This is a genomic window from Bradyrhizobium sp. AZCC 2176, from assembly GCF_036924645.1.
GTDB lineage: Bacteria > Pseudomonadota > Alphaproteobacteria > Rhizobiales > Xanthobacteraceae > Bradyrhizobium.
Genome location: NZ_JAZHRX010000001.1, coordinates 5,906,455 through 5,931,363, shown reverse-complemented (window position 1 = coordinate 5,931,363; position 24,909 = coordinate 5,906,455). Strand labels below are relative to the sequence as shown.

At 63.7% G+C, this 24,909-nt stretch carries 24 protein-coding genes; 16 read left to right on the top strand and 8 right to left on the bottom strand.

The features are described 5' to 3' along the window. Window positions 1-498: 498 nt before the first annotated feature. Window positions 499-1,101 (bottom strand): DNA-3-methyladenine glycosylase, encoded by a 603-nt coding sequence (locus V1288_RS27905; RefSeq protein ID WP_334360081.1) that lies wholly within the window; start codon window positions 1,099-1,101, stop codon window positions 499-501. A gap of 131 nt (window positions 1,102-1,232) precedes the next feature. On the opposite strand from V1288_RS27905, the gene lipA reads away from it, so the two are divergent. From lipA to V1288_RS27880, 5 genes are all read left to right on the top strand, one after another. Next, window positions 1,233-2,192, top strand: coding sequence for a lipoyl synthase (gene lipA / locus V1288_RS27900; RefSeq protein ID WP_334360080.1), 960 nt, complete (start codon window positions 1,233-1,235; stop codon window positions 2,190-2,192). A 15-nt stretch (window positions 2,193-2,207) separates the two neighbouring features. After that, on the top strand, window positions 2,208-2,747 hold the full coding sequence (locus tag V1288_RS27895) for a DNA topology modulation protein (protein ID WP_334360079.1): 540 nt from the start codon (window positions 2,208-2,210) through the stop codon (window positions 2,745-2,747). Then, window positions 2,747-3,229: a type II toxin-antitoxin system RatA family toxin gene (locus tag V1288_RS27890; protein WP_334360078.1), complete on the top strand. Its 483-nt coding sequence runs from the start codon at window positions 2,747-2,749 to the stop codon at window positions 3,227-3,229. The genes V1288_RS27895 and V1288_RS27890 overlap by 1 nt, the downstream gene beginning before the upstream one ends. A gap of 65 nt (window positions 3,230-3,294) precedes the next feature. Then, window positions 3,295-4,206, top strand: a complete 912-nt coding sequence (locus tag V1288_RS27885; RefSeq protein ID WP_334360077.1) for an NAD(P)-dependent oxidoreductase — start codon at window positions 3,295-3,297, stop codon at window positions 4,204-4,206. Window positions 4,207-4,322: 116 nt separating this feature from the next. Further along, a complete protein-coding gene (locus tag V1288_RS27880; protein WP_334360076.1) occupies window positions 4,323-5,996 on the top strand; it encodes a thiamine pyrophosphate-binding protein in 1,674 nt (557 codons plus the stop codon). A gap of 8 nt (window positions 5,997-6,004) precedes the next feature. Here the strand turns inward: V1288_RS27880 and V1288_RS27875 are convergent, their stop codons facing one another. Together V1288_RS27875 and V1288_RS27870 are read right to left on the bottom strand one after the other, a co-directional pair. After that, window positions 6,005-6,607, bottom strand: coding sequence for a CinA family protein (locus tag V1288_RS27875; protein WP_334360075.1), 603 nt, complete (start codon window positions 6,605-6,607; stop codon window positions 6,005-6,007). Window position 6,608: 1 nt separating this feature from the next. After that, a complete protein-coding gene (locus V1288_RS27870; protein WP_334360074.1) occupies window positions 6,609-7,805 on the bottom strand; it encodes a bifunctional 2-C-methyl-D-erythritol 4-phosphate cytidylyltransferase/2-C-methyl-D-erythritol 2,4-cyclodiphosphate synthase in 1,197 nt (398 codons plus the stop codon). 287 nt (window positions 7,806-8,092) lie between these two features. Here V1288_RS27870 and dusB point away from each other — a divergent pair, with 287 nt between their 5' ends. From dusB to hflX, 7 genes are all read left to right on the top strand, one after another. Further along, on the top strand, window positions 8,093-9,094 hold the full coding sequence (gene dusB, locus V1288_RS27865; protein ID WP_334361419.1) for a tRNA dihydrouridine synthase DusB: 1,002 nt from the start codon (window positions 8,093-8,095) through the stop codon (window positions 9,092-9,094). Next, window positions 9,091-10,266 (top strand): two-component system sensor histidine kinase NtrB, encoded by a 1,176-nt coding sequence (locus V1288_RS27860; RefSeq protein ID WP_334360073.1) that lies wholly within the window; start codon window positions 9,091-9,093, stop codon window positions 10,264-10,266. The genes dusB and V1288_RS27860 overlap by 4 nt, the downstream gene beginning before the upstream one ends. Window positions 10,267-10,275: 9 nt before the next feature. Then, window positions 10,276-11,718, top strand: coding sequence for a nitrogen regulation protein NR(I) (gene ntrC / locus V1288_RS27855; RefSeq protein ID WP_334360072.1), 1,443 nt, complete (start codon window positions 10,276-10,278; stop codon window positions 11,716-11,718). A 167-nt stretch (window positions 11,719-11,885) separates the two neighbouring features. After that, window positions 11,886-14,216 carry a sensor histidine kinase NtrY-like gene (locus V1288_RS27850; RefSeq protein WP_334360071.1) on the top strand — a complete coding sequence of 777 codons (2,331 nt, stop codon included), beginning with the start codon at window positions 11,886-11,888 and terminating at the stop codon, window positions 14,214-14,216. A gap of 17 nt (window positions 14,217-14,233) precedes the next feature. Continuing rightward, window positions 14,234-15,604: a nitrogen assimilation response regulator NtrX gene (gene ntrX / locus V1288_RS27845; RefSeq protein WP_334360070.1), complete on the top strand. Its 1,371-nt coding sequence runs from the start codon at window positions 14,234-14,236 to the stop codon at window positions 15,602-15,604. Between the two features lie 304 nt (window positions 15,605-15,908). Continuing rightward, window positions 15,909-16,157 (top strand): RNA chaperone Hfq, encoded by a 249-nt coding sequence (hfq, locus tag V1288_RS27840; protein ID WP_006020546.1) that lies wholly within the window; start codon window positions 15,909-15,911, stop codon window positions 16,155-16,157. Between the two features lie 11 nt (window positions 16,158-16,168). Next, the gene (hflX, locus tag V1288_RS27835; protein ID WP_334360069.1) at window positions 16,169-17,548 is read left to right on the top strand and encodes a GTPase HflX; all 1,380 of its coding nucleotides are present in this window, start codon (window positions 16,169-16,171) and stop codon (window positions 17,546-17,548) included. Window positions 17,549-17,682: 134 nt separating this feature from the next. Here hflX and mazG read toward each other — a convergent pair whose 3' ends face one another. Further along, complete coding sequence (mazG, locus tag V1288_RS27830) at window positions 17,683-18,498, bottom strand: nucleoside triphosphate pyrophosphohydrolase (protein ID WP_334360068.1); 816 nt, start codon at window positions 18,496-18,498, stop codon at window positions 17,683-17,685. Between the two features lie 130 nt (window positions 18,499-18,628). Between mazG and queC the strand changes: the two genes are divergently transcribed. After that, window positions 18,629-19,342, top strand: a complete 714-nt coding sequence (queC, locus tag V1288_RS27825) for a 7-cyano-7-deazaguanine synthase QueC (RefSeq protein ID WP_334360067.1) — start codon at window positions 18,629-18,631, stop codon at window positions 19,340-19,342. A 98-nt stretch (window positions 19,343-19,440) separates the two neighbouring features. Here queC and V1288_RS27820 read toward each other — a convergent pair whose 3' ends face one another. The 3 genes from V1288_RS27820 to nthA are packed head-to-tail and all read right to left on the bottom strand — an operon-like array spanning window position 19,441 to window position 21,133. Beyond that, window positions 19,441-19,827: a nitrile hydratase accessory protein gene (locus tag V1288_RS27820; protein ID WP_334360066.1), complete on the bottom strand. Its 387-nt coding sequence runs from the start codon at window positions 19,825-19,827 to the stop codon at window positions 19,441-19,443. Continuing rightward, entirely contained in the window at window positions 19,827-20,486 is a 660-nt protein-coding gene (gene nthB / locus V1288_RS27815; RefSeq protein WP_334360065.1) for a nitrile hydratase subunit beta, read from the bottom strand. The genes V1288_RS27820 and nthB overlap by 1 nt, the downstream gene beginning before the upstream one ends. Continuing rightward, complete coding sequence (gene nthA / locus V1288_RS27810) at window positions 20,486-21,133, bottom strand: nitrile hydratase subunit alpha (protein WP_334360064.1); 648 nt, start codon at window positions 21,131-21,133, stop codon at window positions 20,486-20,488. Before nthA ends, nthB begins: the two co-directional genes overlap by 1 nt. 62 nt (window positions 21,134-21,195) lie before the next feature. On the opposite strand from nthA, the gene V1288_RS27805 reads away from it, so the two are divergent. Beyond that, on the top strand, window positions 21,196-21,957 hold the full coding sequence (locus V1288_RS27805) for a hypothetical protein (RefSeq protein WP_334360063.1): 762 nt from the start codon (window positions 21,196-21,198) through the stop codon (window positions 21,955-21,957). Between the two features lie 8 nt (window positions 21,958-21,965). Here the strand turns inward: V1288_RS27805 and V1288_RS27800 are convergent, their stop codons facing one another. Continuing rightward, window positions 21,966-23,183: an MFS transporter gene (locus V1288_RS27800; RefSeq protein ID WP_334360062.1), complete on the bottom strand. Its 1,218-nt coding sequence runs from the start codon at window positions 23,181-23,183 to the stop codon at window positions 21,966-21,968. Between the two features lie 147 nt (window positions 23,184-23,330). Here V1288_RS27800 and V1288_RS27795 point away from each other — a divergent pair, with 147 nt between their 5' ends. Together V1288_RS27795 and V1288_RS27790 are read left to right on the top strand one after the other, a co-directional pair. Next, window positions 23,331-24,137, top strand: a complete 807-nt coding sequence (locus V1288_RS27795) for an enoyl-CoA hydratase/isomerase family protein (RefSeq protein ID WP_334360061.1) — start codon at window positions 23,331-23,333, stop codon at window positions 24,135-24,137. Window positions 24,138-24,520: 383 nt separating this feature from the next. Then, entirely contained in the window at window positions 24,521-24,898 is a 378-nt protein-coding gene (locus tag V1288_RS27790; protein ID WP_334360060.1) for a rhodanese-like domain-containing protein, read from the top strand. Window positions 24,899-24,909 lie beyond the last annotated feature (11 nt).

Below are 24,909 nucleotides of genomic sequence, written 5' to 3'. Positions count from 1 at the left end.
CAAAACCGTGTGGTCCTGGCACCCGTGGCTGGTGTCAAGCTGGCGGAGGTTTGCAAAGCTCGACCGGGCGATGCGAGCCGTCAATTCGTCAGCGATGGAGGCAAGAGGAATTCGTCTCCAGGGAGAGCGCGGCATAAGCTGTCAAACCATTGCGCGGGGAATGCCGGGCTGCTCCGGCTGTACCTGTATGCTCGTGTGCGCATTCTTGAGTGCATCTTGCACACGAGACCGCGGGTGCTAGCCGGCACCCGGCATTCCCTGCGCCCTCTCACTTTCGAGGGCGAACTTCAAGCAAACCTCGGGCGCATTTCGCGTCGCGAGATCGCGGATGTATGTCGGCTCGTCGATCTCAAACCTGAAAATCTTCCGTCGTCCCTGCGAACGCAGGGACCCATAACCACCGGCCGAAGTTGTTTTATGAGGTCGTCGTTATCTTGTTTTTTCAACAACAAAAGCCGCGGAGTATGAGTCCCTGCGTTCGCAGGCAAAACTCCACTGTCAAAACGGCTTGCTCAGAAATCGCGATCCCTTCAAACCGTAGCGCCAGGGCAGTTCGACCGCCTTGGTGATGCCGATCCGCACGCCCGCAGCGATCTCGGCCTTGCCAAGCCGCGCATGCAGCGCGAACGGCGGAACGTCGAGCGGCAATTCGTGGTGCTTGATCGTGATGCCAAGCGCCTCGCAGAGCTTGCCGGGCCCCGAACACAGCGCGCGCTCCTCCTGCAGTCCGCGGCGGCGGCGCATCGCCGCCATACCGTGGGTTGGCTCGATCGCGCGGATCAGCACGGCACTGGCCGAGCCTTCCGCCTCGCAGACGAAATTCACGCACCAGTGGATGCCGTAGGAGCGGTAGACATAGGCAAAGCCAGGCGGCCCGAACATGATCCGGTTGCGCGGCGTCGGCCCGCGGAACGAATGCGCGGCCGGGTCCAGATGGTGATAGGCCTCGACCTCGACAATGATGCCGCCGACGCCATCGACCAGCAGCGTCGCCCCGATCAGGTCGGGCGCGACCTCATGCACGCTGCGGTCGAAAAATGAGCGTTTCAGCGGCTTGCCGAGGGGCGGGAGCGTCCCGGCCGATTTTGAGATTTGAACCATTCGAGGTGAGAATCAGAGGAACAGTGGGGAAACCTGTCGAAATAGTTACATGTTCCCCGGGGGTTTCGCGAGCCGGGTTGCAGGCACCTGATATACCGATTACCTAGGGATTCCGGCCTTTTGGACGAACCATGGTCACCATCGTAGACACGCTTTCCACCACGCCCCTGCGGCCGCGTCACCCTGAAAAGGTGAATCGGCCGGATGCGCTGTCGCCGCCAAAGCCGGACTGGATCAGGGTGCGCGCGCCGAACACCCGGGGCTATGCGGACACCAGGAAGATCGTCAAGGAGAACGGCCTCGTCACAGTGTGCGAGGAGGCCGGCTGTCCGAACATCGGCGAGTGCTGGGACAAGAAGCACGCCACCTTCATGATCATGGGGGACACCTGCACGCGGGCCTGCGCGTTCTGCAACGTCAAGACCGGCATGCCCGGCGCGCTCGACTCCGCGGAGCCGGAACATGTCGCGGAGGCGACCTTCAAGCTCGGGCTCACCCATGTCGTGGTAACCTCGGTCGACCGCGACGATCTTGCCGACGGCGGTGCTGAGCACTTTGCGCAAACAATCCGCGCCATCCGCGCGCGTTGCCCGACTACGACCATCGAAATTCTCACCCCGGACTTCCTGCGCAAGGAAGGCGCGCTGGAAGTGGTCGCGGCAGCAAAACCCGACGTGTTCAACCACAATCTCGAAACCGTGCCGGCGCGCTACCTCACGGTGCGGCCGGGCGCGCGCTACTTCCATTCGATCCGGCTGTTGCAGCGGGTCAAGGAAATCGATCCCACGATCTTCACGAAGTCGGGCATCATGGTGGGCCTCGGCGAGGAGCGGCACGAGGTGCTGCAGGTGATGGACGATCTGCGTTCGGCCGAGGTCGATTTCCTGACCATCGGGCAGTATCTGCAGCCGACCCGCAAGCATCATGCCGTCATGCGCTACGTAACCCCGGATGAGTTCGCGGGCTACGAGAAGGTCGCCTACACCAAGGGTTTCCTGATGGTGTCGGCGAGCCCGCTGACCCGCTCGTCGCACCATGCGGGCGAGGATTTTGCCAAGCTGCAGGCGGCGCGCCTCGCGCGGGCCCGCTAGCCTCGGATAGAACCAATGCAACGCGTTCTCGTCATGGGATCGTCGGGGTCCGGCAAGTCGACATTTGCTCGACGGCTGTCGGAGATTGCGGGCATTCCCTTCGTTTCGCTGGATGCGCTGTACTGGAAACCCGGCTGGGTCGCGTCAGACAACGCCGAGTTCGGACATCGCGTTGCCGAGGTCGCGCGTCGGCCGCAATGGGTCATGGACGGCAACTACACCAGGTACGGCGCGGGCGAATTGCGCCGCCAGGTCAGCGATACCGTGATCTGGTTCGACCTGCCGCGCAGGGCTTGCATGTTCGGCATCATGAAGCGGATCGCCGGCAGCTACGGCAAGGTCCGCCCGGAAATGGCCGAAGGCTGTCCGGAGAGAATCGACTTCGAGTTCTTTCGCTATGTCAGGACCTATCGCCGGCAACAGCGACCGAAGCTCCTGGACTATTTTGGCGGCCTGCGCGCCGACCAATCGCTGGTCTGCTTCACGGATCGGAGGCGGGCGACCGGCTATCTGCAGGAAATCGCGCTCAAGCAAAACCGCGTGAGTGTCCACTGATGCCGCGCTTTTCCAGCAAGCGCCGGGTTCGTCACACCGCGTCGCAAATGTTCGACCTGGTTGCCGATGTCGAGCGCTATCCGGAATTCGTGCCGTTGTGCCAATCTTTAAAGGTACGTCAGCGCACGTCCAGGGCGGATGGCACCGAAATCATCGTCGCCGACATGACCGTATCGTTCAAGCTGGTGCGGGAATCCTTCACCAGCCGGGTGACGCTGGACCGGCCGAACCTGAAGATCATGGTCGAATATCTGAAGGGCCCGTTCAGCAATCTCGAGAACCGCTGGACGTTCGAGCAGAAATCCGAGACCGACTGCGATGTTGGGTTCTTCCTGTCCTACGAATTCAGGAGCCGGATGCTGGCGATGCTGATGGGGACGATGTTCGATGCCGCATTCCAGCGCTTCGCCGCCGCGTTCGAAAAGCGGGCGGATGCGGTTTACGGGAAGGGGCGCGGCGCGGGTCCGGTTAGGGCCGGCTGACGCCAGCGTGATCGGCAAAGCATTGCACCAATCCAAGAAATTCTCGAACAATCACGGAAGTTGAAATGACGACATTCGAACGCGTTGGCTTCATCGGGCTCGGAGGAATGGGACGCGGTTTGGTCAAGAACCTCGTCGCGAAGGGCGTGGCCGTGACCGCTTTTGATCTCAACCCCGCCGCGGTCGCGATTGCCAAATCGTTTGGGGCGACCGCCGCGGGCAATCTGCAGCAGATTCGCGATTGCCGCATTGTCATGATTTGCGTGAATGAGGCCGAGGACGTCGAGGCGCTGCTCACTGGCACCAATGGGCTGCTCGCCGGCCCTGCGCGGGGATTCATCATCGTGGACCACACCACCGGCAGTCCGCAAATGGTCGCAAAGCTGGACCGCATGGTGCGGGCAGCCGGCGGGCGCTACGCCGAGGCGCCGATGACGCGGACCCCGAAGCACGCCGACATCGGCAAGGTCAACGTGCTGTTTGGCGGCGAGCGCGACCTGCTCGACGATCTCAGGCCCTATTTCGAGCTTTATGCCGAAAACATCTTCCACATCGGCCCACAGGGGCACGCCATCCGCCTAAAACTCATTCACAACTACATCGCCTTCGCCAACGTGGCGGCGTGGTGCGAGGGATTTGCGCTTGCTGCAAAGGACGGACTCGATCTTTCCCAGGTGATCGGCATCATCTCGGCCGCCGGCGCCAAGAGCGGCATGCTCGATCTCTACGGTCAGGCCACGCTCGATGGCGACTTTACCCCGCTGATGTCGTTGGCGAACGCCCGCAAGGATGTCCGCTATTACGCGCGCTGGCTGGAGGAGGCGGGCCTGCCCGGGTTCATGGCGGAGGCCGTGCACCAGACCTACCGGCAGGCGGCGCTACTGGGGCACGACGGAGAGTCCTGCACCGCCGTCATCAAGGCCTATGAGGCCGTGACAGGTGTGGAGGCGCGAGTGGCACCGAAAGACCAACAATAAGAACAAAGACAACGACCGGCGACATATCTGATCTTGCAGGAAAACCGGTTGCTGGTGCCGACACCATTCATTAAGCCGGGTCCAAATCCGTGATCCCGTAACCGAAGGATGAGGCGATGGACGCAAATCTTCGAACCGGTGGCCATATTCTGATCGAGCAACTGGCCTTGCACGGCGCCGACACCGTGTTCGGGGTGCCCGGCGAGAGCTTCCTGGCCGCGCTCGACGGCATGTACCAGAGCCAGCGGGTGCGGTTCATCAACGCCCGACATGAAGGTGGCGCCGCCATGATGGCGGAGGCCTATGGCAAGGTGACCGGCCGCCCGGGTATCGCGTTCGCCACGCGGGGGCCCGGCGCCACCAATGCATCGGCCGGCGTTCATGTCGCATTTCAGGACTCGACGCCCATGATCCTTTTACTGGGCCAGGTCGGGCGCGACATGATGGAACGCGAGGCGTTCCAGGAAATCGACTATCGCCAGATGTTCGGCCCGATGTCGAAATGGGTGGCCCAGATCGATGACACCAGGCGGATCCCGGAGTTCATCTCGCGCGCCTTCTTCACCGCGACCTCGGGCCGTCCCGGCCCGGTCGTGCTGGCGCTGCCCGAGGACATGCTCACCGATACCGCCGAGGTGCCGGATGCGCCGCCCTACACGCCGCTTCCGATCGCGCCTGATGACGGCACCCTGCGGCAGTTCCATGCGCTGCTTTCGGAGGCGAAGAAGCCGTTCCTGATTGTCGGCGGCGGCGGATGGCGCGAGCAGGCACGCCGCGATCTCGAGGCGTTTGCCTCGGCGCATGAAGTGCCCGTCGGCGTTTCGTTCCGCTGCCAGGACTATTTCGACAATTTGCATCCCTGCTACGGCGGCCATGTCGGCATCGGTCTCGACGCAAAAATCGCCGACCGGATCCGCAACAGCGATCTGGTGATCGCGCTTGGCGCGAGGCTGGGGGAGGCCACCACCTCCGGCTACACGCTGTTCGATATTCCGAAGCCGAGGCAGCCGCTGGTTCACGTCTATCCCGATCCCGAAGAGATCGGCCGCGTCTATTCGCCGACGCTCGGCGTGGTCGCGAGCAGCTCGGCCTTTGCGGCCGCGATCAAGCGGCTGGAGCCGAAGCACCGATCCCGCGCCGACCATGTCAAGGCGGCGCATGCCGACTATCTCGCCTTTGCCGAGCCGACGCGCTCGCCCGGCGACGTGCAACTCTCGCAGATCGTGCGCGGCTTGAGCGATCGCCTGCCCCATGACACCATCATTTGCAACGGCGCCGGCAATTATGCCGTCTGGGTGCATCGGTTCTGGCGCTATCGGCAGTTTCGTACCGAACTCGCGCCGACCTCTGGCTCGATGGGATACGGCCTGCCCGCGGCGGTCGCCGCCAAGCAGTTGCATCCGGAACGCACCGTGATCGCGTTCGCCGGCGACGGCTGCTTCCAGATGACCGGGATGGAGTTCATGACGGCGGTCGAAAACCGGCTGCCGCTGATTGTGATCGTCTGCAATAACGGCATGTACGGCACCATCCGGATGCATCAGGAGCGGACCTATCCCGGCCGTGTCTCCGGCACCGATCTCGCCAACCCGGATTTCGCGGCGCTGGCGCGCGCGTGCGGCGGCTTCGGCGCCCATGTCGAACGGACCGAAGACTTCACGCGTGCTTTTGATGGGGCCGTGGCAAGCGGACTTCCGGCCATCATCGAGCTTTCGATCAGCCCGGAAGCATTGACGCCGGCAAGCTCGCTGAGCGAAACGCGCGCCAAGGCGTTGGCCGCGCAGGGTTGATACCGGCTTTACGTCCGCGTCGGCCGGCGTCGCTTGACGGCGCTGCGCCGTGGCGTTCGCGCGACCCGTGGACGCAACCGACTCATCGTCTGGCGTCGCGGTTTGACCGGCGGCTGCGGCCCGCGCGCCAGCTCCATCAACAGGCGCAGCGCTTCCACGACGGAGCGCTGGCGCACGGTGGTGCGGCCAATGGCTCCAAAACGGAATTCGCGGTGCAGGATCTTTCCATCGCGCGAGGCGACCGCGAAATGGACGAGCCCGACCGGCTTGCCCGGCGTGGCGCCGCCGGGGCCTGCAATGCCGGTAATGGATACCGCGAGATCGACGCCGGCCTTTTCCAGCGCGCCCACCGCCATCGCGGTCGCGGTTTCCTTGCTGACCGCTCCGAAGGTCGTAAGCGTTGAGGCTTTGACGCCGAGCATCGCGCGCTTGGCGTCGTTGGAGTAAGTGACGAAACCGCGATCGATGACGTCTGACGAGCCGGGAATGTCGGTGAGCGCGCCGGCGACCAGGCCGCCGGTACAGGATTCCGCCGTCGCAATGGTGAGCTTGCGCATCCGGCACAAATCGAGCAGCGAGCGGGAGAGGGCGCGCGCGTCGCTGCCGCTCATGTTACTCGCCCCAGCCCTTATCAGACCAGGGGAGACGGATGGTGGCGCTAGCAGTCGCTGCGATGCCTTCCTCGCGGCCGGTAAAGCCAAGCCGTTCGCTGGTCGTTGCCTTGACAGCGACGCGCGAGATGCTGAGCCCGGTGATCTCGGCGATGCGCGCGCGCATGATGTCGCGTAGCGGCCCGATCTTCGGGCGCTCGCAGATCATCGTGACTTCGAGATTGGCGATCCGGCCGCCGCGTGCGGTGACGCGGTCGACGGCGTATTTCAGGAATTTGTCGGACGCGGCGCCTTTCCACTGCGGATCGCTCGGCGGAAAGTGCGAGCCGATATCGCCGTCCGCCAGCGCGCCGAGAATGGCGTCGACCAGGGCATGCAGGCCGACGTCGCCGTCGGAATGGGCGAGAAAGCCGCGTGTGTGCGGCACGCGTACGCCACAGAGCATCAGATGATCACCGTCGCCGAAGGCATGCACGTCGTAACCGGTACCGGTCCTGATGTCGCCGAGTTGGGCGGCGAGGCGGGCTTCCTCGCGGGCGAAATCTTCTGGTGTGGTCAGTTTCATGTTTGCAGGATCGCCTTCAAAGGTCGCTACCGTCAATCCCGCCCATTCCGCGAGTGCCGCATCGTCGGTGAAATCGCTGCGGCCGTCGCGCGCGGCGCGGCGATGCGCATCGAGAATCACATCGAAACGAAACGCCTGCGGCGTTTGCGCGATTCGCAGCCGCGCGCGTTCGGGCGTGCCCTCGACATTGCCGGTATCGTCGACCTGCTTGATCGTGTCTGCGACTGATATCGCAGGAACCGCGGCGCCGGTGCGGCCGGCGGCGTCAATCGCGCGTGAAATCACCGCAGGGGTCACGAAGGGACGCGCGGCGTCGTGGATCAGGACGATGTCGGGCTTCTCCGCGGCCAGCGCCTCGAGCCCGGCGTGCACCGAGGCTTGACGTGTCGCGCCGCCATTGGCGGGCGGCTGGTGGCGTAGTCCCGCGACGGCCGCATTGAAGATCGTGGTGTCATCGGGATTCACCACCGGCTGAACAGCAAACACGTCCGGATGCCGGCAGAACGCCTCCATGGCGCGGAAGATGACCGTCTGTCCGCCGATCTCGCGGTATTGCTTGGGTCCCCCGGCGCCGGCGCGAAGCCCGCGTCCGGCTGCGACGAGGATGGCTGCGGTGCGCTCAGGTCTGGGCATCTGGACTCAAATACGAACGAATCGGGTTGAGGAGAGGGTGTCGGGCCGCGCTGGCGCACAGCCCTTACCATGCCGAATACGGAAAAACAGAGCGATTCCCACTAGCTGTGGGAAAAGCGGTTTTTGTTGCAGTGCACTTGCACAAATGATAGATCTGTCTAAAGTGTAGGCAAGAAGCTTGACTGCACAAGATTTGTGCTCACAATATGCGCCGACGGTTGCAATGACGCCGCCGCCCCAACCATGAGAACGCCGTGACCGGCCCGGAAAGTTCACGTTCTAAGCCGTTGAAAATAGGCGAGATTGCTGTCGCCAACCGGGTCCTTCTGGCGCCGATGTCCGGCGTCACCGATGCTCCCTTTCGACGTCTTGCCGCTACCCTCGGAGCCGGACTGGTCGTCTCAGAGATGACCGCCAGCGACGAACTCGTGCATGGCCGGCCGATGTCGCTTCTGCGCTGCGAGACAGCCGGCGTCGGACCGCACGTCGTCCAGCTCGCGGGTTGCGAGGCGCATTGGATGGCGGAGGGCGCAAGGGTTGCGGAAGCGGCAGGCGCCGACGTCATCGATATCAACATGGGTTGCCCGGCACGTCACGTCACCGGTGGCCAATCCGGCTCGGCGCTGATGCGCGATCTTGATCATGCGCTCACACTGATCGAAGCGACGATCGCGGCGGTGAAGGTGCCGGTGACGCTGAAGATGCGGCTCGGCTGGGATGATCGCTCGCTCAACGCGCCCGAACTGGCGCGCCGCGCAGAACAGGCTGGCGTGCAGATGATTACCGTGCACGGGCGCACGCGCTGCCAGTTCTACAAGGGCACGGCCGATTGGGCCGCCGTTCGCCCGGTCAGGGAGGCGGTTTCCGTGCCGCTCGTCGTCAACGGCGACATCACTTCATTCGAGAAGACGGTGCAGGCGCTGGAAGTGTCGGGCGCGGACGCCGTGATGATCGGGCGCGGCGCGCAGGGGCAGCCCTGGCTGCCGGGACAGATCGGACGCCGGCTCGAAACCGGGAAGTCCGAGGCGACGCCGGCACTGGCCGAGCAGCTCATCCACATTCGCGCGCTCTATGACGAAGTCTGCAGCCATTACGGCCAGCGCATCGGGCTCAAGCACGCGCGCAAGCATCTTGGCTGGGCATTGGAGATCGCGGCCCAGTGCAGCCGCGCGCCGGCAGAGACGCTGAAGGGCTGGCGGCAAAAGATTCTGACGTCGGAGGATCCGCGCCGCGTGCACCGATCGCTGCAGGACGCGTTCGACGATTTCGCATGGAGTGCTGCTGCATGAGTTCAGTCGCAGAACACCGCCGCGCCGTGCCCACCGACAGCGAGGCCATCCTCAACGCGCTACCCAACCCGGTGCTGCTGGTGGCGCCCGACGGCCGCATCGTCGACGCCAATATCGCCGCGGAATCCTTCTTCGAAATCTCGACGCAATTTCTGCGCCGGCAATCCCTGAAAGAGCTGGTGCCGTTCGGCAGTCCGCTGCTGGCGCTGATCGACCAGGTGCGGTCGAGCGGCTCGCCGGTCAATGAATACAAGGTCGATCTCGGTACGCCCCGCATCGGCGGCGATCGCCAGGTCGATCTGCACGTCGCCCCGCTCACCGAACGGCCCGGCCACATCGTCGTGATGCTGCAGGAGCGCACCATCGCCGATAAGATGGACCGGCAATTGACGCACCGGAGCGCGGCGCGCTCGGTGATCGCGCTGGCTGCGATGCTGGCGCATGAAATCAAGAACCCTCTGTCGGGCATCCGCGGCGCAGCGCAGTTGCTGGAGCAGGCGGCCTCATCCGAAGACCGCATGCTGACCCGGCTGATCTGCGACGAGGCCGACCGCATCGTCACCCTGGTCGACCGCATGGAAGTGTTCGGCGATGACCGTCCGGTGGCGCGCGGACCGGTCAACATCCACTCCGTGCTCGACCACGTCAAACGGCTGGCGCAGTCCGGGTTCGCCCGTAACATCCGCTTCATCGAGGAATACGATCCGTCACTGCCGCCGGTGCTGGCCAATCAGGATCAGCTCATCCAGGTGTTCCTCAATCTGGTGAAGAACGCCGCCGAAGCGGTGGCCGATCTCGGCTCGGACGCAGAGATCCAGCTCACCACCGCGTTCCGTCCCGGTGTCCGCCTGTCGGTGCCGGGCAAGAAATCGCGGGTGTCGCTGCCGCTCGAATTCTGCGTCAAGGACAACGGTTCCGGCGTGCCTGAAGACCTGCTGCCGAACCTGTTCGATCCCTTCGTGACGACAAAGCAAACCGGCAGCGGTCTCGGCCTGGCGCTGGTCGCCAAGATCGTCGGCGATCACGGCGGCATCATCGAATGCGAATCGCAGCCGCGGAAGACCACGTTCCGCGTGCTGATGCCAATGTTCAATCCCGCCAAACAGTTCGACCAAAGCAACCGCGACGGCGTTCCGGGTACGCTGCCGCCTGCCTCACAGGACGCAAGATGAGGAATAACGATGCCCGCAGGTAGCATACTCGTTGCCGATGACGACACCGCCATCCGCACCGTTCTGAACCAGGCTCTCTCGCGCGCCGGATACGAAGTGCGCCTGACCGGGAATGCCGCGACGCTGTGGCGCTGGGTGAGCCAGGGCGAGGGCGATCTCGTCATCACCGACGTGGTGATGCCCGACGAGAACGCGTTCGATCTGCTGCCCCGAATCAAGAAGATGCGGCCGAACCTTCCCGTCATCGTCATGAGTGCGCAGAACACCTTCATGACGGCGATCCGGGCCTCAGAACGCGGCGCCTATGAATATCTGCCAAAGCCGTTCGACCTGAAGGAGCTCATTACCATCGTCGGCCGCGCGCTGGCCGAGCCGAAGGAGCGGGTGGCGAGCGCGGCCGACGATTCCGAATTCGATTCGATTCCCCTGGTCGGCCGCTCGCCGGCGATGCAGGAAATCTACCGGGTGCTGGCGCGGTTGATGCAGACCGACCTCACGGTGATGATCTCCGGTGAGTCCGGCACCGGCAAGGAACTGGTTGCCCGCGCGCTCCACGACTACGGCAAGCGTCGCAACGGCCCATTCGTCGCCGTCAACATGGCCGCGATCCCGCGCGACCTGATCGAATCCGAATTGTTCGGCCATGAGCGCGGCGCGTTCACCGGCGCCAATACCCGCGCGTCGGGCCGGTTCGAACAGGCAGAAGGCGGCACGCTGTTTCTCGACGAAATCGGCGACATGCCGATGGAGGCGCAGACGCGGTTGCTGCGCGTGCTGCAGCAGGGCGAATACACCACGGTCGGCGGGCGCACCCCGATCAAGACCGACGTCCGGATCGTGGCGGCAAGCAACAAGGATTTGCGCATCCTGATCCAGCAGGGCCTGTTCCGGGAGGACTTGTTCTTCCGCCTCAACGTCGTACCGCTGCGGCTGCCGCCGTTGCGGGAGCGGATCGAGGATCTGCCCGATCTCATCCGGCATTTCTTCGCGCTCGCCGAAAAGGATGGCCTGCCGCCGAAGAAACTCGACACGCAGGCGCTGGAACGCCTCAAGCAGCACCGCTGGCCCGGCAACGTGCGCGAGCTCGAGAACCTGGCGCGCCGGTTGGCGGCGCTTTACCCGCAGGACGTCATTACGGCCTCGGTGATCGATGGCGAGCTGGCGCCGCCGGCGGTCACCTCGGGCGGCAACGCCCCGATGGGCGTGGAGAACCTCGGCGGTGCGGTCGAAGCCTACCTGTCCTCGCATTTCTCCGGCTTCCCGAACGGCGTGCCGCCGCCGGGCCTCTACCACCGCATCCTCAAGGAGATCGAGGTGCCGCTGCTCACCGCGGCACTGGCGGCCACCCGCGGCAACCAGATCCGCGCGGCCGACCTGCTCGGCCTCAACCGCAACACGCTGCGAAAGAAGATCAGGGACCTCGACATTCAGGTCTACCGGAGCGGCGGTTAGGGATTGCACCTGCCTCCTTCCGCAATGCAGACGGGTGACGTGGCTGGGGATCGATCGCTTTAGCGGTCGGTGCGCCGTCGAATTGTCGCAATTCGGCAACATTGTGATATGAATGCATCAGTCCGCGAATGGCGGGCCCTAGCCCTTTCAGCTCACCGATTGCCGGAATGACCACCGCAGAGACGACCTCGGCACCACCATTCGACCCGTCACTTGCCGAATCCGGAGGGGGGATCCTGCGGAAGTGGGTGGCGCCGTTTGCGGTCGCGATCGCGCTGCTGTCGGCATTTCTGACCTTCATGGTCCTGGCTGGCCTGACGCCGATCGAGCCGACCCGCCAGGTGGTCTATTCATTCCTGCTGATCAATGCGGCGACCATCCTGCTGCTGGTCGGCATCATCGTCCGCGAAGTCTGGCTGGTGATTCAGGCGCGGCGACGCGGCCGGGCCGCGGCACGGCTGCACATTCAGATCGTCAGCCTGTTCTCCTTCATCGCCGTGCTGCCAGCGGTCGTGGTTGCCATTGTCGCCAATGTCACCCTTGATCGCGGTCTCGACAGACTATTCTCCGGGCCGACGCGGGCAGCGATCGAGAACTCGCTGAGCATTGCCCATGCCTATGTCAATGAGCACGCCTACCTGATCAATGGCGACATTCTGGGGATGGCCAACGATCTTTCCAATGCGCGGCCACTTTTCGACCAGGACCGGCAGTCATTTTTCGAATTGCTGACGAACAACGCAGCTTCACGCAATTTGCCAGGCGCGATGCTGATCGACAAGGATCGCAATGTTCTGGTGACGGCGCAAACCGGCATCCAGCAGCAATTCGCGACGCCGCCGCAGGAGTTCCTCAGCAATATCGGTGAAAGCAAACCGGAGATTGCGGTATTCCCGGACGAAAACTACGTCGCAGCGATCATTCGCCTGCGCGGCTTCACTGACACATTTCTTTATGTTGCCCGTCTGCTTGACCCGCGGGTGGTCAGTCAGCTGAAGCAGACCCAGGCCAGCGTCGCCGAATATGCCCAGATCGAAGCGCGCCGCCTCGGCATCCAGGTCACCTTCGCGCTGATGTTTGCCGTGATTGCACTCACCATTTTGATGGCGTCGATCTTGATCGGACTGAATTTCGCCAACTGGCTGGTGGCGCCGATCCGCAACCTGATGAGTGCGGCCAATGTCGTTTCGACCGGCGATCTGCATGTCCAGGTGCCGGTCCACAAATCCGAAGGCGACCTCGCGCAGCTCGGCGAGACATTCAACAAGATGACGGCCGAATTGCGCACCCAGCGCGACGAGCTGGTCAGCGCGTCGGATCTGATCGACAGCCGCCGCCGCTTTATCGAGGCGGTGCTGTCTTCGGCCAGCGCCGGCATCATCGGCGTCGACGCGTCAGGCAGCGTCGGAATCCTGAACCGCTCGGCCGAGAAGCTCATCGGCCATGCCGAATCCGAGACGCTGGACCATCCGCTGTCCGACGTGCTGCCCGAGCTCGACGACATGATGAAGACCGCGCGTGAGGGCACGCAGCGCCTGGTGCAGGGCCAGATCACGATTACACGCGACGGCCATGAGCGCAATCTGTCGGTCCGCGTCAGCGCCGAGCAGACCAGCCAGTCGCGCGACAGCTACATCATCACGCTCGACGACATCACCGATCTCGTCTCCGCGCAGCGCACCTCGGCGTGGGGCGACGTTGCGCGCCGCATCGCCCACGAAATCAAGAACCCGCTGACGCCGATCCAGCTTTCGGCCGAACGTATCCGCCGCAAATTCGGCAAGGTCATCACTGAAGACAAGAACATCTTCGAACAATGTACCGACACCATCGTGCGACAGGTCGACGACATCAGGCGGATGGTTGATGAGTTTTCACGCTTTGCGCGGATGCCCAAGCCCGTCATGGAAGGCGAGGACGTCGCCGACACCGTGCGGCAGGCGGTCTTCCTGATGAAGGTCGGGCATCCCGATCTCGATATCGAGGCCGATATCAAGCAGGATCCGATGCGCGCCCAGTTCGACCGCCGGCTGATTTCGCAGGCGCTGACCAACATCATCAAGAATGCGACGGAGGCGATCGAGCAGGTGCCGCCGGAAGAACTCGGCAAGGGACGCATCGACGTCATTGCCGCGCGCGAAAGCGACGACATTGTGATCGACGTCGTCGACAACGGCATCGGCCTGCCCAAGGTGAGCCGTGCGCGGTTGCTGGAGCCCTATGTGACGACGCGCCAGAAGGGCACCGGGCTCGGGCTCGCCATCGTCGGCCGCGTGCTGGAAGACCATGGCGGCCGCATCGAACTCAAGGATGCCTCCGATTTCCGGCCCGGGCAGCGCGGCGCCTGGATGCGGCTGCGCTTCGCCGTGTCGGGCCATGCGCCGAAGGCGGAAGCAAGACTACAGGTTAATCAAACAAAAGCGCCGTCAGGCGAAACCAATGAGGCGGCATCCGCGACCAATGATGAAGCAAAATCCGAAGCCGCAACAGGCAACTGACAAGACAGGTGTAACCCATGGCCAGTGACATTCTGATTGTCGACGACGAAGCCGATATTCGTGACCTCGTTGCGGGCATCCTGGAGGACGAAGGCTTCAATACCCGTACCGCGCGCGACAGCGATTCGGCGCTGGCCGAGATCGCCAATCGCCGCCCGCATCTGGTGTTTCTCGACATCTGGCTGCAGGGCTCCAAGCTCGACGGCCTGCAATTGCTCGAGCAGATCAAGAAGGACCACGCCGACGTTCCCGTGGTGATGATCTCCGGCCACGGCAACATCGAGACCGCGGTGGCTGCGATCAAGCGCGGCGCCTATGACTTCATCGAAAAGCCGTTCAAGTCCGACCGGCTGATCCTGGTGGCGACGCGGGCGCTGGAGACCTCGCGCCTCAAGCGCGAGGTGAAGGAACTCAAGCAACTGGCGCCCACCGCGAGCGTTCTCACCGGACGCTCGGCCTGTATGAACCAGTTGCGCCAGACCATCGACCGGGCGGCCAAGGCCAACAGCCGCATCCTGATCGTCGGCCCCTCGGGTTCGGGCAAGGAGCTGGCCGCGCGCATGCTGCACAATGCATCGAGCCGTGCAGAGGGACCGTTCGTCGTCATCAACGCCGCGGCGATCACGCCGGAGCGGATGGAGGTCGAATTGTTCGGCATCGAGCAGTCGAACGGCGAGCAGGCGCGCAAGCCGGGCGCGCTGGAAGAGGCCCATGGCGGCACGCTGTTCATCGACGAAATCGCCGATATGCCGCGCGAGACCCAGAACAAGATCCTGCGCGTGCTGGTCGATCAGACCTTTCAGCGCTCGGGCGGCACCGCCAAGATTCATGTCGACGTCCGCATCATCTCCTCTACGGCGCGCAACCTGGAGGAAGAGATCGCGGAAGGGCGCTTCCGTGAGGATCTCTACCACCGGCTGTCGGTGGTGCCGATCCGCGTGCCGCCACTGTCGGAACGCCGCGAGGACATTCCCGAACTGATCGACTATTTCATGGACCAGATTTCGGCGGCGACGGGCTTGCCGAAGCGGCAGATCGGCCAGGACGCGATGGCGGTATTGCAGTCGCATGTCTGGCCCGGCAACGTCCGCCAGCTTCGCAACAACGTCGAACGCGTCATGATTCTGGCCGGCGGCGGTCCTGAAGCGATCATCACCGCCGACATGCTGCCGCAGGATGTGGGCTCGATGGTGCCGGCGATGCCGACCAGCAATAATGGCGAACACATCATGGGGCTGCCGCTACGTGAGGCGCGGGAGGTGTTCGAGCGCGACTATCTGATCGCCCAGATCAGCCGGTTCTCGGGCAACATTTCGCGCACCGCCGAATTCGTCGGCATGGAGCGTTCGGCGCTGCATCGCAAACTCAAGGCGCTTGGGGTTGGCTGAAGCCTTAAGTGAATCGCCTGTTCGCTACATGCCGAAATCTGCGGCTCATCTCGCTCGCCTTGAAGCGATCCATGCACTTGCTTTGGAATATTTATCTCTTTCCGCACTTTTACGGAGAATGGCCACTGGGTTCCTGCCAGGTGGAACGCGAACCGGCTTGCCTTAAAACCGCGCGTAGCCTCTAATCGTGCTGCCGAGCCGACCGGAGGGGGATCTCAGGGGAAGCCGGCGAGTCGGGGCAGGCTCCGTGAGAGAGCAACAACCGGCTTAACAAAAAGAAGCACGAGACGGCGGGACAAAAACAATGGCGGCAGACCGCGCACAAAATCTACAAGACACCTTCCTAAATCACGTTCGTAAAACAAAAACGCCACTGACGATCTTTCTGGTCAACGGAGTGAAGCTGCAGGGGATTGTTACCTGGTTTGACAACTTCTGCTTGCTGCTCCGGCGCGACGGTCATTCGCAGCTTGTGTACAAGCATGCGATCTCGACCATCATGCCGGGGGCTCCGATCCAGTTGTTCGAGGGCGGCGAGGATGCTCCGGCTTGAAAGTGAACTGATTGGAACCCTTCAACCGTGAAGGGAGCGCCGACCGTCCGCGGTCGGCGGGGGCAAAACAGACCGGGCGGGCGATCGTCATCGGCCCTTACTTGCGAATGCGCCGCGGCGACGCCGATGCGCAGTCGAATGAGGTTGCGCGCGATTCCGAAGCCCGGCTCGAGGAAGCGACGGGGCTGGCGCGCGCCATCGACCTCACCATCGCCGATGCACTGATTGCGCCCATCAGCCAGATCAGGCCTGCGACCTATCTCGGCAAGGGCAAGGTCGAGGAGATCACCGGCCTGATCGCGGGCCACGACATCGAACTTGTGGTGATGGATTGCGCGCTGTCGCCGATCCAGCAGCGCAATCTCGAGAAGGCGTGGAACACCAAGGTGCTCGACCGCACCGGCCTGATCCTGGAAATCTTCGGCCGCCGCGCCAAGACCAAGGAGGGCGCGCTGCAGGTCGAGCTCGCGCATCTCGATTATCAACGCAGCCGGCTGGTGCGGTCCTGGACCCATCTGGAGCGCCAGCGGGGCGGATTCGGGTTCATGGGCGGCCCCGGCGAAACCCAGATCGAAGCCGACCGCCGCCTGATCGGCGACCGCATCGCGCGGCTGGAGAACGAACTGAAGAAGGTGCAGGCGACGCGCCGGCTGCATCGCGCCGGCCGGCAGCGGGTGCCGTACCGCGTGGTCGCGCTGGTCGGCTACACCAACGCCGGCAAGTCGACGCTGTTCAACCGGCTCACGCGGGCCGACGTGCAGGCGGCCGACATGCTGTTTGCGACGCTGGATCCCACCTTGCGCGCGCTGAGCCTGCCGCATGGCGGCAAGGCGATGCTATCGGATACTGTCGGATTCATTTCCAACCTGCCGACGCAACTCGTCGCGGCGTTTCGCGCCACGCTGGAAGAGGTGCTGGAGGCCGATATCATTCTGCACGTCCGCGACATCTCGCATGAAGACGCGGAGGCGCAGCAGCGTGACGTCGACGCCGTGCTGCGTCAACTCGGTATCGATCCGGACGCAGGCGCGCGCATCCTCGAAGTCTGGAACAAGATCGATCGGTTCGATCCGGAGGAGCGCGAAAACCTGCGCAACATCGCAGCGCGCCGTCCGGCGGAGCGGCCCTGTTTTCTGGTGTCCGCCGTGTCAGGCGAGGGGGTCAATGAGCTGTTGACGGCGATCGAGGATCGGCTGGCGGCGACGCGCACGACGCTCGATCTGTCGATTGATGCTTCCGACGGCGCCGGGATCAGTTGGCTGCATCGCAATGCCGAAGTGCTCAACAAGAAGCTGCATGACGGCCGCTTCGACATGACCGTGCGCGTCGACGAAACCAAGCGCGACATCGTGGTTTCCAGGTTTGACGCTGTGCCCCACGTGGCTTCTTGATTTCTCGTCGTCCCTGCGCACGCAGGGACCCATAACCCGAAGTGCTCATTGTTGCGAAAAGTCGTCGAACACCTTTCCTAAATTGGTAGATCACGCGGTATGGGTCCCGGCGTTCGCCGGGACGACGATAGGGTTTACTGCTCAGCCTTGGCTTCGTTCCACAGCGCGTCCATCTCTTCGAGCGTTGCGTCTTCCAGCGAACGGCCCTTCGCCGCGAGCGCACGCTCGATATAGGCAAAGCGGCGCTCGAACTTGGCGTTGGTGCCGCGCAAGGCGCCTTCCGGATCGGCGCCGATGTGGCGGGCCAGATTGACCAACGCGAACAGGAGGTCGCCGGTTTCGGCGGCGAGTTCATCGGCGTCGGCGCTGTCCAACGCTGCTTCGATCTCGTCGGCCTCTTCGCGGATCTTGGCGAGCACCGCGCGGGGATCGTTCCAGTCGAAGCCGACGGTGGAGGCCTTGCGCTGCAGTTCCATCGCCCGCGTCAGGGCCGGCTGACCCGCCTTGACGCTCGATAGCAGCGACTTATGCGTGGTCGCTTCAGGCGGCCGTCGCGCCGCGCGCTCGGCCTTTTCCTCGGCCTTGATACGCTCCCAGGCGCTCTTGACGCCGGCGGGGGCGATATTGCCGTCTTTATCGGCGAACACATGCGGATGACGGCGGATCAACTTCCTTGTGATCGCCTCGACCACGTCGCCGAAAGCAAAGGCGTTCTGCTCTTCCGCCATGCGCGCGTGATAGACGACCTGCAGCAGGAGATCACCGAGTTCCTCGCGCAGGTCGTCGAGGTCGCCGCGGGTGATCGCGTCGGCCACCTCATAGGCCTCCTCGATGGTGTAGGGCGCAATGGTCGCAAAGTCCTGCTCGAGGTCCCACGGGCACCCGGTGACCGGCGTGCGCAGCGCCGCCATGATCTCGATGAGCCGGGAAATATCGCGGGAGGGCGTCATGGAATTTCCATCGCTTGGGAGCACAAGCCGCTTTATGCCGCAAGCGGTCGCCCGATCCCAGCGGAACGAGCCGAAATCGAGGCAGTTTCCACCGGTTGGCCTCAAAGCGCGGGAGTGCTATTGGCCCGTTATGAGCGATCAATCATCGTCCGAAACTGCATTGGTGCTGTTTTCCGGCGGGCAGGATTCCACTACCTGCCTGGCCTGGGCGCTGCAGCGCTTCGCCCGCGTCGAAATGCTCGGCTTCAGCTACGGCCAGCGCCACGCCATCGAGCTTGAATGCCGCGACCGGTTGTTGTCGGGCCTAAGATCGCTGCGGCCAGATTGGGCGGCAAAACTCGGCGAGAACCACACGCTGGAAATCCCGACGCTGGCTGAAATTTCCGACACCGCGCTGACGCGCGATGTCGCCATTGCCATGGGCGAGGATGGCCTGCCCAACACCTTTGTGCCGGGCCGCAATCTGGTGTTTCTCACCTTTGCCGCAGCGCTGGCGTACCGGCGTGGCATCCGCCACATCATCGGCGGCATGTGCGAGACCGATTACTCCGGTTATCCGGATTGCCGCGACGAGACCATCAAGGCGCTGCAGTCCGCGCTCAATCTCGGCATGGCGAAGAATTTTGAGCTGCATACGCCGCTGATGTGGCTCGACAAGGCTTCGACCTGGAAACTCGCGCAGGAACTCGCCGGGGCAGGGCTGGTCGATCTGATCCGCGAGCACTCCCACACCTGTTATCTCGGCGAGCGCGGTGCGCAGCACGATTGGGGTTATGGCTGCGGCGAATGCCCGGCCTGCGCGTTGCGCGCGAAGGGCTGGCGGGAATATGCGGCGCTGGCCTAGAGCATGATCCGGAAAAGTGGGTACCGGTTTTCCGAAAAGATCATGCTCAAATCAATGAGATAGAGCGAGATGACGATTCGAAGAAAAGTCATCTCGCTCTAGCGGCCAAAATCTTCCACCGTCAGCTCGATCGGCGCACCGTGTGGCGTGCGACCGGCGGCGTGATCCCAGGCGCCGCGATAGCGATGCAGGGCATCCGATGTGGCAACGCCCTTGGCAGCGACGATCGTTTCCAGCGTGGCGAGCCAGTGCCGGTAATAGGTTTCGCCGGTGTCGGGATCGCCTTCGGCCTGTGCGCGCTTGATTTGCGCCCCCAGCGTCTCCGCCCATTCCTTCCAGGTGAAAACGCCGGCCTCGTGCAGCGCCAGCGCCATGGCAAAGGCGCGCGCCTCCCATGGCTCGCGAAACACCGGGCCGGCTTCGTCGCGGGGCACGCCGGGGACGGCGACGGCCGCCCGCATCGCCTGCTGCGGGGTCAGATTCATCACACGCGCTCCAGATAGGATTCCCAGGCGTCGACGGAGACGCTGAGCGTGGGATCTCCATCCTTGCCCCACAATTCCGGGCCGTCGAAACGCACGGTGTAGAGCCATTGCGGGTCCTCACCCTTGCCGAGCGAATTGGTGTCGGGGAAGACATGACAGCCGTGAATGAGCTCAATGATGCCGAGATGGCCGCGGACATATTGCGGCAGCCTTGTATGCGTCACCGGGTGGATGTCCTTCATCCGGACGGTCTCGCCGACCGCAAACATCGCGGGCGCTTTGGGTTCGCGTTCGGTCGGGCCCCCGCGCCGGATCGCCGGCGTGACCTCATTTGGGGCGATCGGCGTGACGCCGGGCTTTGGCGGCGACAGCACCTTGCCGGTTTCGATCTCTTCACGCGTCACCAGTCCACGCTCGACCATCAGCGTTTCCAGACCGGCCAGCCAGATCTGGAAATAGCTCTTGCTGAGATAGTCCTCGGGTGGCCGGTTCTCGCGGGCAAACCGCGACATGTCGATGTTCCAGCCGCCGGGACGCGCCATCGCCACCGTCAGCGCAAAGGCGCGGCGCTCCCAGTCGCCGTGAAACACCGGCTCGTTCGGCTCGGGCACAACCGGGCCAAAGCCCTTGGCGCCGCCCATGTCATGCGCGCCGTCCATCAGGCGGTCTCGCCGGGCTGCTTTGGTAGGCCCGTGCCGATCATGCTGTCGCGGGTGACGAGTTCTGCGAGCTGCTCCGCGCTCCAGCCGTCGGTGCCCTCAGGGCGCATCGGCAGCACGAGGTAGCGGATCTCGGCGGTCGAATCCCAGACGCGTATCTTGGTGCTGGCCGGCAGCGTCACGCCGAAATCCTTCAGCACGCCGCGCGGATCGGACACGGCGCGCGAGCGGTAGGGCGCGGACTTGTACCAGACCGGCGGCAGTCCCAGCACCGGATGCGGGTAGCAGGAGCACAGCGTGCATACCACCATGTTGTGCTGCTCGGGCGTGTTCTCCACCACGACCATATGCTCGCCCTGGCGGCCGGAATAGTCGAGTTCGGCAATCGCAGCCGTCGCATCTTTCATCAGCCGGGCGCGATAGGCCGGATCGCTCCAGGCCTTGGCGACCACGCGAACGCCGTTGCGCGGTCCGATCTTCTTCTCATAGAGATCGATCAGGAGATCGAGGGACGCCGGATCGACATAGCCTTTCTCGGTCAGGATCGACTCCAGCGCGCGCACCCGCAGCTCCGTTTCCGACAACTCGGAATGGTCGTGATCGTGGTGGTGATGATGGCCGTGGTGATCGTGATCATGGTCGCTCATGCCGTCAGGATAGGCGCAAAATCCGGGCTATGTCGAGGCAGAGACTCTGCTAGCATTTCCCAATGGGGATCAGGGCAGGGTGCACGGCAATAGCATTCGCGGCGGCCATTTTGGGCTGGCTTGCGGCCGGGGAGGCGTGCGCAGCCAACGGTGCCTATGCGGTCGATGCCGCCGACATTTCCGAAACCGGATCATGCAAGATCGAGAGCTGGCTGTCGGCCGCGTCCAACACCGATTTTTCGGCTGTGGCGAACCCGTCCTGTGTGATCAACCCGTTCAAGCCGGTCGAACTCAGCATGCTCACCAACCGCGCGCGCAGCGACGCCGAGTGGAACACCTCGATCCAGCCGAAAGCCAAGATGAACATCGTGCCGACCGGCATCGGAAGGCTCGGTTTTTCCTTTTATGCCGGCGGTTCCTTTGACGCCTTGACTGGCGAGAACCTCACCGCCTTTGCGGTCGTGCCGGCGACGTTTCGGCTCAACGAAAACATGCGCCTCAATTTCAACGGCGGCTGGCTGTGGGATCGCAGCGTCGATCGCCATTATCTGGCGTACGGCATCGGCTTCGACTGGAAGTTCACGGAAACCTTGCAGTGGACCATCGAAGCCTTTGGGCAGGCGGGACAATCGGATACGCCAAGCGTGGTCCAGCCGCGATTTCAGACCGGCGTGCGTTACCGGCCGAACGAGATTTTCTCCGTCGACCTGATCTACGGCCGCAACATCTCGGGCGAGAACGCCAACTGGATCACGCTCGGCACCACGATCCGCTTCCCGGTGCCCGGCGGCAAGCCGGAGCACCATCGCACGGGCCATCTGTAAGCTTGCGTTCAAGCCGGTTGCAGCCTTTCGCGGGCTTTCGAAGGCAGCGGCGGGAAGGCGAGCGCAATCGCCATGGCGCCGAGGCCAACGCTGAGCGCGCCGATGTACAACCAGTGATAGTCCTGGAAGGTGTCGAAGATCATGCCGCCGGCCCAGGGGCCTAACGCCATGCCGAGGCTCGATACCATGGTGGCGGCGCCGAACACCGTTCCCATGATCCGGGGCCCAAAATATTCGCGGGCAAGCACGGCGTAGAGCGGCATCACGCCGCCATAGGCTGTTCCGAAGACGATCGCGAGCGCATAGAACTCGCCCAATTTGCTCACATAGAGATAGGTTCCAATCGCCAACGCCTGCACCAGCAGCCCGCCGATCAGAACCCGCTTCGCGCCGAGCCGGTCAGCCAGAATGCCGAGAAGGAGGCGGCCGCCCAGCCCGGACAGGCCTTCCACGCTATAGATGCTGACCGCGGTCATCGCCGGGATGCCGCAGAGCATCGCGTAGCTGACCATGTGGAAGATCGGCCCCGAATGCGCGGCGCAGCAGGCGAAGAACGTCAGCGCCAGCACCAGGAACTGCGGCGAGCGCAGCGCATGGGCGACGGACCATCCGGCTCCGGGATCGCCGGCAGCGCCTTTTGCGGGCGCACCCGACGCAGTTACCTTCGGCGCCTGCCGCACCAACAGCGCGGCTGGGATCAGCAAAGCCCACGCCATCAAGCCAACGGTCATCATCGCGGTGCGCCAGTCGTAGGTCGAGATCAGCCAGCGCGCGAATGGCGAGATCGTCATCGGCGCAACGCCCATTCCTGCGGAAACCAGCGACACTGCGAGGCTGCGGTTGTTGTCGAACCAAACCGTCGCGGCAGCGATCATCGGCGCGAAGAAGGCGCCCGCGGCAAGGCCGACGAGAATGCCATAGGTGAGCTGGAATTCGATCAGCGATGTCGCGCGGCTGGCGAGAAACAGGCCAAGGCCGAGGAGCAGGGCGCCGCCCAGGACGACGGGGCGTGTCCCAAACCTGTCGCTCGCCGCTCCCCACGCGAAACCGGCTATCCCCATTGTCAGGAAGTCGATGGTCATCGCGCCCGAGATTCCGGCGCGTGACCAGCCCGTTTCCGTGGACATCGGCTCCAGATACACGGCGAGCGAGAACATTGCGCCGATGCCGACGCACGTCATCAGCGCGCCCACGCCGACGATCACCCAGCGATATGACGATCCCATGCGTAAAATGCTCCTTGTTCGATCCGCTCCACGCGATGCGGATGCGGTTTTCTCGGACAAGACGAATGGAAAGGCGCGGAAGATACTGGTCCGCCGAATTTATTTCTGCGCTAGAGTTCGGGAAAATCACGGACAGGGAGCAATGCATTGGCGGAGTTCGTAAAGATCGAGAAGGGCCTGGGACCGGACGGCCGCATCGCGGTCGTGCGTTTCGACCGCGGTGACGGCATCAATGCAATGTCGCCGGAGGCGATGCGCCAGCTCACTGACGCCGCCCGAAGCTTTGAGGATGACGGCGAAACTTCGGTCGTGGTGCTCACGGGCGGCGCCAAATCGTTCAGCGCGGGTTTTGACCTGAAGGATCCTGAAGGCCGGTCCCGCAAGTCCATGGATCTCGGCACGCTGCGCCGGCACCTGAAACTTGGACCGCGGCTGACACGGGCCTGGCAGGATATGGAGCAAATCACCATCGGCGCCATCGAGGGATTTTGTGTCGGCGGCGGCGTCGCGCTCGCTGTCGCGCTGGACTTCCGCGTGATGGCCCGCGACGCCCACATGCGCGTGCCTGAGATCGGCCTTGGCATGAACATGAGCTGGCAAAGCGTGCCGCGGATGTTGCACCTGATGGGACCGGCCCGCACCAAGCAGGCCGTGATCCTGGCCGACCAGCGCATCTCGGCCACTGAAGCCTACGAATGGCGCCTGGTGGAGGAGGTGGCCGATCCCGGCAAGGTCTTCGATGCCGCGATGGTGCTCGCTGCCAAGGTCGCGGCCCAGCCGCCGCTGTCGGTCGCCATGACCAAGCTGACGGTCAACCGTCTGGCGCACGCGCTGGACGACCTGGCGAGCCATATGGACGTCGACCAGTTTGCGCTGGCGAGCATGAGCGAGGACCATAAGGAGGGTGTCGCGGCGTTTCTGGAGCGCCGCAAGCCGCGGTTTAAGGGGAGATAGTGCAAATGTTTTGGACTGCGCCAACGCAAAGCTAACCGGCAATGCCGCTCCATGTCGCCAGAGGCGTGCTGGTTGCCGCCGCCGACGCTGCGCTTTACCAGGCCAAGGGGCAGGGACGTAACCGGGTTGTTCTCTTTGATCGTCGTGCTATCCTCCCGGCGCCGGCGCCAGCCGAGATGCAATTGGGCCTGATCGGGACGGACGGCTAATTTCACGACCGCAACATCGCCTGGCGTGGCTCGCGCCGCAGCGGTGTCACGAAAAAATGGCGGACTCCTCAAGGATTTCGGTCGAACGAAATCCAATCCAAAAGGCTATATTCCGTGGCCGCAATTGTGCGGTCGCGATTGACTTCGCATTACGCGTCCAGGGAGGGAACAGAAATGAAAACAGTCCAGGCAATGCTGGCTGAAGCCGATGCCGAAGTGCCGCGTATCAGTCCAGATGAAGCCAAGGGATTGCTGGGGAGGGCTGACGTGCTGTTCCTTGACGTTCGGGAGCCGGCGGAGGTGGCAACTTCGGGCAAGGTGCCGGGCGCTCTTGCCGTGCCGCGCGGACTTGTTGAGTTCCGGGCCGATCCGGCCTCGGCGATGCACGACGCGGCCTTCGACCGCGCCAAGACCGTGATCGCGTATTGCGCTTCAGGTGGCCGCTCAGCGCTCGTCGGCAAGACCCTCAAGGAAATGGGTTATTCCAACGTGCGCAATCTCGGCGGCTTCAAGGGCTGGCTGGAGGCGGGCGGCGCGGTAGAGAAAACCTGATTTGCCTTGTG

Coding starts and splice junctions, on each gene's coding strand:
- V1288_RS27905 (WP_334360081.1), bottom strand. CDS start 1,101: ATGGTTCAAATCTCAAAATCGGCCGGGACGCTCCCGCCCCTCGGCAAG.
- lipA (WP_334360080.1), top strand. CDS start 1,233: ATGGTCACCATCGTAGACACGCTTTCCACCACGCCCCTGCGGCCGCGT.
- V1288_RS27895 (WP_334360079.1), top strand. CDS start 2,208: ATGCAACGCGTTCTCGTCATGGGATCGTCGGGGTCCGGCAAGTCGACA.
- V1288_RS27890 (WP_334360078.1), top strand. CDS start 2,747: ATGCCGCGCTTTTCCAGCAAGCGCCGGGTTCGTCACACCGCGTCGCAA.
- V1288_RS27885 (WP_334360077.1), top strand. CDS start 3,295: ATGACGACATTCGAACGCGTTGGCTTCATCGGGCTCGGAGGAATGGGA.
- V1288_RS27880 (WP_334360076.1), top strand. CDS start 4,323: ATGGACGCAAATCTTCGAACCGGTGGCCATATTCTGATCGAGCAACTG.
- V1288_RS27875 (WP_334360075.1), bottom strand. CDS start 6,607: ATGAGCGGCAGCGACGCGCGCGCCCTCTCCCGCTCGCTGCTCGATTTG.
- V1288_RS27870 (WP_334360074.1), bottom strand. CDS start 7,805: ATGCCCAGACCTGAGCGCACCGCAGCCATCCTCGTCGCAGCCGGACGC.
- V1288_RS27860 (WP_334360073.1), top strand. CDS start 9,091: ATGAGTTCAGTCGCAGAACACCGCCGCGCCGTGCCCACCGACAGCGAG.
- ntrC (WP_334360072.1), top strand. CDS start 10,276: ATGCCCGCAGGTAGCATACTCGTTGCCGATGACGACACCGCCATCCGC.
- V1288_RS27850 (WP_334360071.1), top strand. CDS start 11,886: ATGACCACCGCAGAGACGACCTCGGCACCACCATTCGACCCGTCACTT.
- ntrX (WP_334360070.1), top strand. CDS start 14,234: ATGGCCAGTGACATTCTGATTGTCGACGACGAAGCCGATATTCGTGAC.
- hfq (WP_006020546.1), top strand. CDS start 15,909: ATGGCGGCAGACCGCGCACAAAATCTACAAGACACCTTCCTAAATCAC.
- mazG (WP_334360068.1), bottom strand. CDS start 18,498: ATGACGCCCTCCCGCGATATTTCCCGGCTCATCGAGATCATGGCGGCG.
- queC (WP_334360067.1), top strand. CDS start 18,629: ATGAGCGATCAATCATCGTCCGAAACTGCATTGGTGCTGTTTTCCGGC.
- V1288_RS27820 (WP_334360066.1), bottom strand. CDS start 19,827: ATGAATCTGACCCCGCAGCAGGCGATGCGGGCGGCCGTCGCCGTCCCC.
- nthB (WP_334360065.1), bottom strand. CDS start 20,486: ATGGACGGCGCGCATGACATGGGCGGCGCCAAGGGCTTTGGCCCGGTT.
- nthA (WP_334360064.1), bottom strand. CDS start 21,133: ATGAGCGACCATGATCACGATCACCACGGCCATCATCACCACCACGAT.
- V1288_RS27805 (WP_334360063.1), top strand. CDS start 21,196: ATGGGGATCAGGGCAGGGTGCACGGCAATAGCATTCGCGGCGGCCATT.
- V1288_RS27800 (WP_334360062.1), bottom strand. CDS start 23,183: ATGGGATCGTCATATCGCTGGGTGATCGTCGGCGTGGGCGCGCTGATG.
- V1288_RS27790 (WP_334360060.1), top strand. CDS start 24,521: ATGAAAACAGTCCAGGCAATGCTGGCTGAAGCCGATGCCGAAGTGCCG.